Genomic DNA, 12,107 nt, shown 5'->3' with positions numbered 1-12,107 from the left:
CCTGCTTCGCTACAGACTGTAATGGCACGTTGAATGGCCGGACCGTCATTGGTGCGGCCATCATGCCGTGCACCATAGGTAACAGGATCACAGCGAGACGAAGCGGCATGACCGGTCATGGGCGTGCACAACAACGCCGCGACTATCCCACCTAAAATCAGCCCCGCGTCTCTCATAGAGAGGCTGCCTAAAACACAACTTTGGTCCGACTGGTTGTGTTGTTGGCCAGAAGTGCCTGTCACTTCCGCAGCCCCTTGATACCCAGCTCTTCCCACATCCAGTCGAAACTAAAAGAGGCTCCTGCCCCCTCACGCCCCAGGCCTGCTGTCGTGGCTTCAATCTGCTTCAACCAAGCCGCGACTTTCTTCTTCCCCGCCGCTGTTTTAACAGCCTGCCGCGGCGTGACATGCCCAAGCCCCGGAACAACTTCATCCAGAACACGGCGATAATGCTGCTTCAGAACAGCAGCCAAAACTTCCGCCTCTTCTTCGAGCGGGATCTCGTCTTCAAGCACCTCCCCTCGGCCAGAGGTCCGCTGTTCTTCTAAAGCCTGCTCAGCGGTCATAATCTGTGTCAGAGGGGATCCAATCAGACTTCCCAAGGCATTGCGGAGTAAAGCCGTGCCTTGCTCAGCCCGCGTTTCTGAGTTGACCTGCAATCTCAGCTGACGGCCTTTCAGTTCCAGCGTCCCCAGAACAAGACCACCATCATCCAACGTCGTGCTCAAAAACTGAGCTTTGCTGTCTCCGGCCTTAGAATGACCCTCAGGAACATGGTCCCCAGCCTGACGCGTCCAATTCCAGATCATGCGCGCCGCATGCTGCAAACAGGGTATCGTATTCAAAACCTCGGCAATGCTCTTCTGGGTGCTTCCGTTGCTGAGAGGAAAACACACGTCATGAAAGACCAGGTCTTCGCCATCGCCGTTAAACAGAACGGGTGGCTCGGAGGCGCTCACCATGTTTTCCATGGTTCTAAAGAGCCATGTCAGCGTGAAGACCGGAGCCAGATCGCGGAGCACATCTGTTTTGATCTTTGGAAACTCAGCCTGACCTCGCTTACGCTTGAGAACCTCGCGTAAATTCTCAGCCAGATCTTCGCAAGCCTGCTGAGAATACGCCAACAGACTTCCTGCCAAAACCATTTTACCATCTTCGGGAACAAGACGTGCCGCGATGCGTCCCCAGGGTTTCAGGGACTGTGTGGCTGAGCGTTCATGCACCAGAACGGGATCACCACCCCGCAACAGGTCACGCACCATCATGCTTTGACCCGGAACGATCTGCGAAACCTCATACAGGCTCATGACGGCCTCTTTGAGGCCCCGCATATAAGCGCTTTTACGTGGACCTTCTTTCCAGCCCCGTCGTTTCAGATAAACCTCAACGAAATTTTCGTTATCCCAGTCCTGTCCCAAGAAATCTTCGAAGGCACAGCCCCAGAGTGACATTGTCGCACCCTGCCCTAGGATATCTCCCAGATCTTCGAAGCTGATATCCGCCGCCTCTAAAGCCGGTCCCAGATGCTCACCCAACACTTCTTCAAAACAGGATTGCCACTGATCCTGTTTCAGATATCCGATAAGCCCTGTCAGATTGTCAGCGTTCATAAATACGACGACCTCCCCTATTTTCCTGCGGCGGAACGGCAAATACCATGTTTACCCGAGACAAAGAGAATATCGTGCATAGCGGTTTTCTCCCGTCCGATTAAGGGCACCGAGAAACACCAGATCGGCCAGATGGAGGGTTCGAAAAACCCTCTAGTTTTGAGGTCTGCTCTGTGATTCCATTTCTCGTGCGTTGATTGGGATACGGAAGATGAAACAGGCGGGATTTTTTGGTGTTGAAGAGCGGCTTGCCCGGCTGAGCGGGCTTGGCGATCAGCTCGAAGCGTTTTCCCGGACTGTGGATTTTGAGGTGTTTCGCCGGGAACTGGAGAAGGCTATTGATGCTTGTTCAGACACTCGATCACGCCCATCACGGGATCAGATCGTAAAATGACGCCGTCGCATTTTCCTGCGGCTTGCCGATGCCTCCAGAATTCTCAACTCTCACGGTCAGGACGGAAACAATGCCGACGAGCCCGTCAGTCCCCATGAAAATACGCGATCCTGTATGCGGCATGATGGTTGATCCGGCTACCAGCCGGTTCAAGAGCGAGCATAACGGGCACAGCTATTCATTCTGCAGCGCACACTGCGAGAAGAAATTTGAGGCCAATCCCGCAGCCTTCATCAAGGCTGATAGCGCACCTCCCATGGTGTGGACGTGTCCCATGCACCCCGAGATCAGGGAGGCGCATCCCGGCACATGCCCCAAATGCGGCATGACGCTGGAACCTGTGAAGGAAGAGCAGGAAAAGACGGTGCCCTCCATGCGGGGCATGAACTGCCATCATGCGCCGCAACAGCCTTCCGCCGCCGGAGAGGGCAAGCCGGGGACGATCTGGACCTGCCCGATGCATCCGCAGATCCGGCAGGATCACGCAGGCAACTGCCCGCTCTGTGGCATGGCGCTGGAGCCGGAGGAGCCGACGGGAGCAGAAACAGAAAACCCCGAACTGCATGATTTCAGACATCGCCTGATCGTCTCCGTGTTTCTCGCCGTTCCACTGATGCTCATCGCCATGGGTGGCGATGTTGGTCTCCACCTTGTTCCGGGCTCATGGTCTCCCTGGGTTCAGCTTGCGCTGACCACTCCGATTGTCTGCTGGGCGGGGCTGCCTTTCTTCCAGCGTGGGCTAGCCTCACTGCGGACCGGTCACTTCAACATGTTCACGCTGATCATGTTCGGCGTCGGTGCCGCGTTTGGCTACAGTCTGGCCGCGACGCTCGCACCGGGGGCGTTTCCGGCCAGCTTCAGGATGCCCGACGGAGCCCTGCCGGTCTATTATGAGGCGGCGGGCGTGGTCGTTGCGCTGGTTCTGCTGGGACAGGTTCTGGAGCTCCGTGCACGTGCCGCCACCGGTGATGCCATCCGCGCACTGCTGGATCTCACACCAAAACAGGCTCACCGTATCGGAGAGAGCGGGCAGTCGACAGACATAGCCGTGGACGCTGTCGTGGTCGGAGACCGACTGCGGGTGCTGCCGGGAGAGTCGATCCCTGTCGACGGCAGGGTTCTCGACGGCACATCCAGCGTTGACGAAGCCATGATTACCGGAGAGCCAGCGCCCGTTGCCAAAAAGATCGGCAGCACAGTGACCGGCGGGACGATCAACGGCAATGGCAGCCTCGAAATCGAAGCGCAGGCCGTCGGCAGCGATACCATGCTGGCGCGGATCGTGAAGATGGTTGCCTCAGCCCAGCGCAGCCGCGCGCCCATTCAGGCCGTAGCCGACCGGGTGGCCGGATGGTTCGTCCCGCTGGTGCTGGCCATTTCCGTGCTGACTTTCATCGTATGGTACGTCGTCGGACCGGCTCCGCGTTTCGGGCATGCTCTTCTGAATGCCATCTCGGTGCTGATCATCGCCTGTCCCTGCGCGCTTGGACTGGCCACGCCCATGTCAATCATGGTCGGCACGGGGCGGGGTGCACGTGAGGGCGTTCTGGTCCGCAATGCCGAAGCGCTTCAGGCGCTCGACAGGGTGGATACGCTGGTTGTGGACAAGACCGGCACGCTGACGGAAGGACACCCGAAGCTCATCGCCGTGGAGGCAGCCAATGGCTGGCCGGAAAACGATGTGCTGCGTTATGCCGCCTCTGTGGAGACACGCTCACAGCACCCTCTGGCGCAGGCCATCGTGCAGGGCCTGAAAGACCGCCATGGGGAGCCTGGCGTTCTTACCCATTTCGCGTCCCAACCGGGACTGGGCGTGAGCGGCAGCGTTGAGGGCCATGCCGTCGTTGTGGGCAATGCCGAGTGTCTGAAGCAGGCCGGCGCTGATGTGTCCCCTGTCGAATCTAGCGCGACGGCGCATCGTGAAGCCGGAGCCGGGGTGATGTTTGTGGCGGTAGACGGCAGGCTTGCCGGGCTGATCGCCGTGGCGGACCCTCTCCGCGCGGATACGCGGGCCTCTCTTGCGGCGCTCCACGCCGATGGTCTGCGGATCATCATGCTCACGGGTGACAGCGAAGCGACGGCGAAGGTTGTGGCGGCGCAGGCGGGAAATATCGCGGAAGTCCATGCCGGTCTGAAGCCACAGGACAAAGCTGATATCGTAAAACACCTGACGGCGCAGGGCGCACATGTCGCGATGACGGGCGATGGCGTGAACGATGCTCCAGCTCTTGCGGCCGCATCCGTCGGGATCGCGATGGGAACCGGCACCGACGTAGCGATCGAAAGCGCCGGGATTACTCTGGCGCATGGCAGTCTGGAAGCACTGGTCCGGGCGAGGCGGCTCGCCCATGCGACCATGCGCAACATCCGGCAGAACCTGGCTTTCTCTTTCCTGTTCAACGGGATCGGCATTCCAATCGCCGCCGGTGTGCTCTACCCGATCTGCGGACTTCTTCTTTCCCCGGTTATCGGCGGCGCGGCCATGGCTCTGTCGTCCGTGACGGTTGTGACCAACGCGCTTCGGCTTGGTCGGGGGAAAGACTGAGCCTAGCGTTTTTCGGCCGCGGCGCGGGTGCGTAATGCCTGATAAATCGGCGCTTCACCCATGCCGTCGGCCACGAACATCGCGGCAAAACTGCCCGAAAGCAGCGGAAGCAGCAGGCTGGGCGTATTGGTCATTTCCGTCACGAGAATGATCCCGGTCAAAGGTGCCCGTACCGCTCCCGCAAACATCGCCGCCATACCGACCACAACAAAGGGTGTGGTCCGCCCCGCCAGCGTGGGCGCCAGAACATGGGCCAGATCTCCGCAGCCCAGGCCCGCCAGAGCACCCAGAGCCAGCATGGGAGCGAAGAGGCCACCCGGCGTTGCTGCGGCATATGAAATCGAGCCAAAGACCAGACGCAGGACATACAGTCCTGGCAGGACTGTCCAGATCAGCGTGCCGTCGATGACGCTTTGCGTGATCCAGTCGCCTCCACCGGCAAGGTGAGGTGTAAGCCAGACGATCAACCCACCGATAGCGCCAATAACCGCAGCCCGGATTTCCACGCTGGCATTCATCCGTTCAGCCAGCCGTAATGTGGCCAGAACTGTCCGGTTATAAACGACCGAGAGCAGGCCAACCGCAAGCCCCGTCAGCAAGAACAGCAACTGCGTTGAAACGCTGATGACCATGGGACTGTCGGCCACCACGAAATCAGGATCACCGCCCAGCAACGCGCGGGCGACAAGAATGGCGGACACGGAAGCGCCGAGTGCGGAACAGGCGGTTCGCGCTTCGAATTTGCCGACCAGTTCTTCCAGAACAAAGATCGCACCAGCGCCCGGCGCATTGAAGGCCGTCGCCAGTCCAGCTCCGGCGCCAGCCGCCAGCAATGACCGGCAATCCGCCGGTCCCAGCCGTAACAGCCGACCGATCGTATTGGCGGCCGTCGCGCCCATCTGCACACTCGGCCCCTCACGCCCCAGCGCCAGTCCCCCGCCGATGGCCAGCAATCCTCCGATGAACTTGACCGGGATCAGGCCGATGGAAGCAGGTGTTGCAAGTCCGGCCAGAACGGCCTCGACATGAGGGATCCCGCTTCCAGAAGCCAGAGGTGCCAGTCGCCTGACCATCCAGGCCGCGATGAAAGCCGTTATACTGCCGATCGCAATCATCATCAGACCGGCGGGAAACGGGTGCGGGGCATCAAGCACCAGCGCCGTTCTCAAGCCCGCTGCATGTTCCAGTAACAGCCGGAATGTTCCACAGACTGCTCCGACAACGACACCTGTCAGGATGGACAGGAGGGAGAGCACAGTGAGGCCGCTAGGCGGCTGGATCATCACCGCTTGCTGTGTTTCCTGACTATGAGTGGTATCTGACATCACCGTCTTGCCGGATTATCATCGTTGCAAACCCGACGATTATAATGGGCTCTCCTTGGAGACTGATAAAAGTTTAGCATCTTTGCTCCTGTGCCGATAACAACATCAGATCGGTGTCAAAGCATGCGAAATCGCCTGGATAGGCTTCAATCCCTGCCCAAAACGCGCGATTGCCACACGATCTTTCTCCAGTGCCCCATAAGGCAGATATCGGACTTTCAGATCGGCGATCCTGCTGAAGGCCGGTCGCTTCAACTGTTCCCGCACATCGGCTTCTCTCTTATCCGGTGCAACAAGAAATAGTCCCTCCAGAGCCTGCGCCTCTGACCCGAGAGCAAGATCCAGCATCCGCACGATGCCGGAATAGATGGTCGTTGAATGCTCGACCTCAAAGGCGGCAACAATCCTGTGGCTGTCCCGGTCCAACCACAGGACATCGATCAGACGCACGGATTCTGCTCCCTGCGTTTCCGTCGTGAAGCCTGGCAAAACCGACAGGCAGCCGTCCCCCAGCTTGCCGTCCTGCCATGGGCGACTGCGATCATTGGCCGCAATCCAGACATCGTAACCCAGAGAATGCCCCAGATCGCGAAGCCAGCCCTGAATTTCGGTATGGGTGTGATCCGTTTCCCGCTCCGCGGCGAGGATTCGGACCTCTTTTGCGCTCTGCTCCCTCACCTGGTGAAGATCGGCTTCCCAGAGTTTTCGCGCTGTTTCGTCATCCTCAAGAGGCGGCGCTGTATAGCGTCCGCTTCCGAGATCAAACAGCAGTCCTCCGATAGCGCCCAGATCATTGGAAAGCAGCGAACGATGGGTCGCATTTAGTTTCAGGATACCCTGCCGCATGGCAAGATATTCCTCCCATCGCCCCAGTTTCACCTTTGATCCGGTCAAGGCGTTATAGCCGTTCACGATCGCCGTATTGAAGGGCGGCATGATCGTCGGATGCAGGAAATACAGCAGATTGGCGACGGCTGGTCCCAGTCCCTTTATTTTGCGGGCATCGATTGCATGAATGGCCGAGACCACATGCTCTTCGGTATTGCAGCACAGACAGGTATCAAGAAGCCGCCCGAATGCTTTCTGGTTGGCAGAGTTTTCGTAGATATCGGGAATGCGTAGCTTCGGCTTCCACAAGAAAGCGTGATCCGCTCCCTTGAATATCTGACGCTGCTCAGCAATCGAATGAACAACCGTTTCCAGCGAAGAGCCACGATAGACAACCCCGAATGTGCCACCGGCAATCTCGGCAACGACCTGCTGCAGACCGCGACGAATAGACCGGAAGTTCTTGAGGCGCTCATCCCATAAAAACCAGCTCTGATAGGTGCCTGCCGAATCGGCCCGCCAGCGGAAAATGAGGTCTCGAATAAGGTCGGTCATCAGTCCAGAAACTACAATTATATTCGCTCTTGACACTGGTTGTAACAGCAACTCACGTCAATGCGGATAATCGCAAGGCTTGGCGAGGTTAAGGTCCTCACGTCCGCTTTCCGGAAAGTCGAATAGCTCCGCTTGTGACCGAGATGAAGGCGTAAGCAGACCTACTGCTTACGCCTTCATGCCGGACATCGAAGTGGTAATGGTAGCTGCCTAAAAGCCGACATTGTCATGAGAGCGGCAATAAACTACTCTCGGGACAAGGCCGCCATCTCTAGGGCCTGTTAGATCTTGAATTTCTTCCCATATTGTAGGGATGGAAGAAGGAGACAGAACAGGCACCTTTACGGACGAGACATGGGCGATCTGGGAACCTCTGATTGAGGAGGTTCGCCCGAGGGGCAAGACGCCGCCACATGATCTGCGGCGGACGATAGCAGCGATTTTCTGGCGTCATGAGAATGGCGCGAAATGGCGGAGCATCCCCGCTGAACTGGGTCCGTGGTGGCGGGCTGCGCAGCTTTTCATCCGCTGGGCGAAGCTCGGCGTATGGGAACGCCTGCTCGAACTGGTTCAGGAACAACAGGGAGTGGCGTTCGGAATGACTTTTCTGGATGGTACGAACATCAGGGCTCACCACAAGGCGGCGGGAGCCCAAAAAAAGGGGCCTCTTTCGAAGAGCGGGACCATCGTGAAGCACTTGGCCGCTCTCGCGGCGGCTATGGCACGAAAGTCTGCGTGATCGCTGATGGACATGGAAAAGCCTTCGGTTTTGCGCTGGCCCCCGGACAGGCTCATGAACTGCCCCTGGCACCAGCCATGCTCGACAGCCTTCCCGCCACTCCCCTGTGGGTAGTGGCGGACAAGGGCTATGCGTCGAATGCCTTTCGTGAACGGATATGGGACATGGGAGCCCGGCCCGCCATTCCTGCGAAACGACGCGATGGGCCGGTCGCCTGCCCAAAATGGGCCTATCGGTGTCGACATCTTGTCGAGAACCTCTGGGCTCGCCTCAAGGAGTGGCGCGCTGTCGCAACCAGATACGAAAAAACAGCAACGTCGTTCCTCGCGGTCATCCACATCGCTGCCGCAGCAGACTGGATCAAGCCCTAACAGGCCCTAGTTCGTCACTTGAAGGAAGGGAATTCTGGCTCATAAGTGAGCGAAATGGCGCGCAGCTACGATCAGTAATCCGCTGGCTGCTCCTTCGCAGTCTTTGCCACGACGCTTTCCAGATAGGCATGCACGCGCTACTGACCGGTAGGCTTCGACGTCTGGGCCTCGCGCCGATCGTGCAAAGCCGAATTGTTCTACCGTCCCGCGCCTTTGCCCACTAGTTCCTTACCGCTTCTTAGGCGACACGTTCTATGTCAGGTAACAGGTCGCGTATGACGGACCTATACAGGCAAGCCTCATGAGAAGCGAGCGTCCCTCGAATGCGGCCTTGGTATCCTGTATAACTCTCACGTGGGAAACGCTCCCCAAAAGATGAAAGCTTTCACCCACCTCGACTATCGCTTTAGTCTGACCCGTAGTCGCCGCGCCCGCTCGCGGAATGCGTCCTCGCCGCCTTCGAGTATGTCACAAACCTTGCGACGGATCTCGGCGTCCTCCAGCCCCCCCGATGAGTATTCGATGGTCGGCAACCCGCCGGCCGCATGTGACCCAGCCTGTGCGACGATCACTTGGTCTGCATCGGTATTGATCACTAGGTTGGCGTTATGCGTCACCATGATCACCTGGCGACTGCTTTTGGCGTTGATGAACAGCGACACCAGCTCAACGAATACCGATTGCGGATCGAGATTTTCCTCTGGCTGATCGATGATGAGCGGGCGGTCGTCCGCATCATCAAGCGCGAGATAAAGCAGGAGAAGAACGATCCCGCGCGTGCCTGGCGACAGCTTCCGGATATCGATCCCGTCATAGGCCAGTTCGTAACGCACCGAAATGTGACCGGTTCCGAATACCCAATACGCAAACCGCTTCGACCAGTCACGGAATGCATCCTGCTCCGTAGGCGCATAGGGCGCGTGTACCAGCAGGTCCTTCCAGTATTTATGGATGAACGCCGACACCGCCGCGCGCACGTCGGCAGCAGTGCCAGTCTGCCATACCGGCTTCAGTTCTGCCTCTGCGCGCCGGACAAGCGAACCCCGGCCATAGAACGGGCCGGCGCGACGACAGTCGATGAGATGTTCCTCGGCGAAGTCTGCCCAGCTTTTCGCATCGACGGCCCGCGTGACCAGAAAACTTAGTTTCCGGATCGTGCCGGTCGCGAACGCGAGGCGCTCCATCAGCGGCGCGTACAGGTCCTCGAGCGCGTGCTGCTCGCTGATCAGCGCGCTGAACAGGCGATCATAAGCATCTTCGCGCTCGATCTGCAGCAGCTTCCTCCGCTCGCCAGCTCCTTGCGCGTCTTCAAGCGCCTTGCGCAGTACCGCGAGCGCACCGCTTTCCGATGCGATACGCTTCGACAAGGCTGCATATTGTTTCCGCACCACCGTGTCCGCGCTGATCAGGCCTTCCAGCCTGCCCATTTCAGCGCGCAGTATCGAAACCGTTTGCGCCATAAGGTCCGCATCGTCCTCAATCAGAGGGGGCATCGAGACACCCGGTAGGGGTGACATGGGAGGTACGCCCTCGATCTTGGCGATCTCGCCATCTACCCAGGCCAGATATCCCACTAGCGAGACATCGACATCGCCTTTGAAGACGAGAAGAAATTCATCCCACTGCGTCGTCGAAAGCCCGGAATTTTGATAGCGCGACTGGACCTCGCGTAGAATCTCCGGCGCCTTGGTTGCCTTCGTTCGTCGGACCTCGTCCTGCATTGCGACGAAGGTGCGACGTTGTGCAGCATAGGCCTGCGACGCCGCAAGCCGCCCCTGTAGGGCCGTGTTTAACGCGGCGTGCCGTTCGGCCTGTTGCTCCGTTCCCTTCACGACCAACTTGGCCAAGTCGGCATTGTAGCCGGCGATCAAAGTCTCTTTCTGCTTGATCTGGGTGTCGTAGGATTGAACCAACGCCTCCTTCTCAAGTTCATCGGCGATGCGGTTTGAGATTGCCCCGATCGCCTCTATTTCACGCCCCCGTGCAAGTTGGAAACGATGGGTGCGATGTCCGCGCAGCGCGTCGAAGTCGAGCGCTCCCTCCCGGCCTTCAAGCGGATGCGCCTCGAAGATGACGCGCTCGATTTCATGAAGCAGGCCTTCGGATGCGCCTGCTGCCGAGCAAAGATCCTCTACGAACTGCTGCGACAGGTACCGCGCGCTCGGATAGGAGAATGGGTCGTTCGCGTCTCGACCATCGAGATACCGTGTCACCACTGTACCGGCAGCCCGCGTCAGCTTGACGCGCCCCTCTCCGACCAGTGGCTTTGCGCGCGAGAGGAATGAAGGGCTGACACCTCCCTCATCCTCCCAAACCGCAGGCGGCACGGAATCACAGCCTGCGGCGATCATGTCAGCAAGTGCAGTCTTGCCTGATCCGCGCGCCCCAATGATCGCTACCAGTCCGGCATTCAGTGGGATCGATGGTGTCGATACCCAGGGCGCATTCTCGATTTCGACTCTGGCGATAACCTGAGATGGCATCGCGGTCTTGGGCGGCTCTGACGCAACAAAGGCACGTCCGGCGGGGTCGATATATGCCTGCCGTAAGGCATCAAACGTCACCGCACCCTTGATCCACGTAAAACGATCCTGAACCGGCTGTCCAACGGTCGCATTGTCATGCGCATCGCTGCCGTGCAGGCACGGCTTGCAGCCGTTGTATCGCCGGGTTAGCTCCTCAACGGTGACGCTGCGTTGGCCCGTCCAGAACTCGCGTTGCGCAACGCTGCTCGCAAAGATGATGTGCGCAAACTTCTCGATTTCCTGCCGCATGGTAGCATCGGCCGCCTGACGTACCCCCGAAGTGCCGTCGCCCTCTGCGCCTGCCACTGCGATCAGTACGTTGGTCTGCGCCCATTCGCTCGCCTCGTATACCTTGCGCAATTGGTCGAAATCGACCTTGAACTGTGTCGCGCCGATTGCGAGCGCTGCGCGATCATCGGTGGCCGTGGCGTCGACCCTTCGGCCGAGCCTGATCAACCCCTCACGGGTGCAATCGAACACATCCCCGAATGCCGTAAACTGAAGGCGCGTCAGCAGCAAACGGACCTCAATCAAATGGTTCCGATCTTCCGGGCTGACCAGAAGATGCACATTCACGAAACCCGTCTTCGCCGCGACGCTCAGCCGCAGTTCGATATTAGGGAAAATCAACGAGACGTTCGGCAGCCGGCCCCCATCCTTGTGCAGCCGAACCTGCTCATAGTTCTCAGTCAGATAATAGTCGGTGACGCCTAGCGCTTCGATCGTGGGTGAGCACGTTTCGATGTTCGACAAGTAGGTCTCCCAAGCCCCAACCCCACCGAACTGGTTGTTGAGGACGGTCCCCGGCGTATGAATGTGTGGCTCCCATCGCCGCCACTCAGATCCTCTCGTCAGCATAAACCCCACATTTATCGAATGGCTTGTACATTACTCAAAACATGCTGGAAGGCAGTAGTCAATGTGACTGGATAAAAGTCGACAACTGGACAACGCGGCAGTTTTTCTGGTGTAGTGTGATGTACGCTCTGTGCTGTTTCTGTGGTTAAAAGGAAAGGTTAGAATGCGTCTTGTCGGATCGGCGGGTGGATACACAGCCAGCAGTCGATAATGAGACGAATATTTGCCCGACAGATGTGCGCGGGCGAATGATTAATTCTGGCGAAAGCCTCCGTTCAAAGCACGATCGGCGAGCAACGCATTTTAGCAGGAAGGCATCATGAACAGGAGCAGACAGGCGGCAGTCGCCTACATCTAA

6 protein-coding genes and 1 pseudogene are annotated in these 12,107 nt (G+C 58.5%); 3 read left to right on the top strand and 4 right to left on the bottom strand.

Going from position 1 to position 12,107, the window contains the following annotated elements; translation table 11 throughout:
- Nucleotides 1-238 precede the first annotated feature (238 nt).
- On the bottom strand, nt 239-1,609 hold the full coding sequence (locus GOX01_RS11475; RefSeq protein WP_062268692.1) for a hypothetical protein: 1,371 nt from the start codon (nt 1,607-1,609) through the stop codon (nt 239-241).
- 211 nt (nt 1,610-1,820) lie between these two features.
- On the opposite strand from GOX01_RS11475, the pseudogene GOX01_RS11470 reads away from it, so the two are divergent.
- A pseudogene (locus tag GOX01_RS11470) lies at nt 1,821-1,997 on the top strand (IS5/IS1182 family transposase); the annotation flags it as partial.
- A 100-nt stretch (nt 1,998-2,097) separates the two neighbouring features.
- Nucleotides 2,098-4,548, top strand: coding sequence for a heavy metal translocating P-type ATPase (locus GOX01_RS11465; protein ID WP_081107033.1), 2,451 nt, complete (start codon nt 2,098-2,100; stop codon nt 4,546-4,548).
- Between the two features lie 2 nt (nt 4,549-4,550).
- Here the strand turns inward: GOX01_RS11465 and GOX01_RS11460 are convergent, their stop codons facing one another.
- Nucleotides 4,551-5,831, bottom strand: a complete 1,281-nt coding sequence (locus GOX01_RS11460) for a chloride channel protein (RefSeq protein WP_062268926.1) — start codon at nt 5,829-5,831, stop codon at nt 4,551-4,553.
- A gap of 147 nt (nt 5,832-5,978) precedes the next feature.
- Entirely contained in the window at nt 5,979-7,256 is a 1,278-nt protein-coding gene (locus GOX01_RS11455; protein ID WP_062268928.1) for a hypothetical protein, read from the bottom strand.
- Between the two features lie 313 nt (nt 7,257-7,569).
- Between GOX01_RS11455 and GOX01_RS11450 the strand changes: the two genes are divergently transcribed.
- Nucleotides 7,570-8,366, top strand: a protein-coding gene (locus GOX01_RS11450; RefSeq protein WP_196757224.1) for an IS5 family transposase whose coding sequence is annotated in 2 segments (ribosomal slippage) — nt 7,570-7,909 and nt 7,909-8,366 — 798 coding nt in all. Because the reading frame shifts where the segments join, the coding sequence is not laid out codon by codon here.
- Between the two features lie 398 nt (nt 8,367-8,764).
- On the opposite strand, the gene GOX01_RS11445 is transcribed toward GOX01_RS11450, so the two are convergent.
- Entirely contained in the window at nt 8,765-11,749 is a 2,985-nt protein-coding gene (locus GOX01_RS11445) for a TrlF family AAA-like ATPase (RefSeq protein ID WP_062268934.1), read from the bottom strand.
- Nucleotides 11,750-12,107 lie beyond the last annotated feature (358 nt).

Source organism: Gluconobacter oxydans, assembly GCF_006539685.1.
Lineage (GTDB): Bacteria > Pseudomonadota > Alphaproteobacteria > Acetobacterales > Acetobacteraceae > Gluconobacter > Gluconobacter oxydans.
This window is presented reverse-complemented; position numbering and strand designations above follow the sequence as displayed.

Coding starts and splice junctions, on each gene's coding strand:
- GOX01_RS11475 (WP_062268692.1), bottom strand. CDS start 1,609: ATGAACGCTGACAATCTGACAGGGCTTATCGGATATCTGAAACAGGAT.
- GOX01_RS11465 (WP_081107033.1), top strand. CDS start 2,098: ATGAAAATACGCGATCCTGTATGCGGCATGATGGTTGATCCGGCTACC.
- GOX01_RS11460 (WP_062268926.1), bottom strand. CDS start 5,831: ATGATCCAGCCGCCTAGCGGCCTCACTGTGCTCTCCCTCCTGTCCATC.
- GOX01_RS11455 (WP_062268928.1), bottom strand. CDS start 7,256: ATGACCGACCTTATTCGAGACCTCATTTTCCGCTGGCGGGCCGATTCG.
- GOX01_RS11445 (WP_062268934.1), bottom strand. CDS start 11,749: ATGCTGACGAGAGGATCTGAGTGGCGGCGATGGGAGCCACACATTCAT.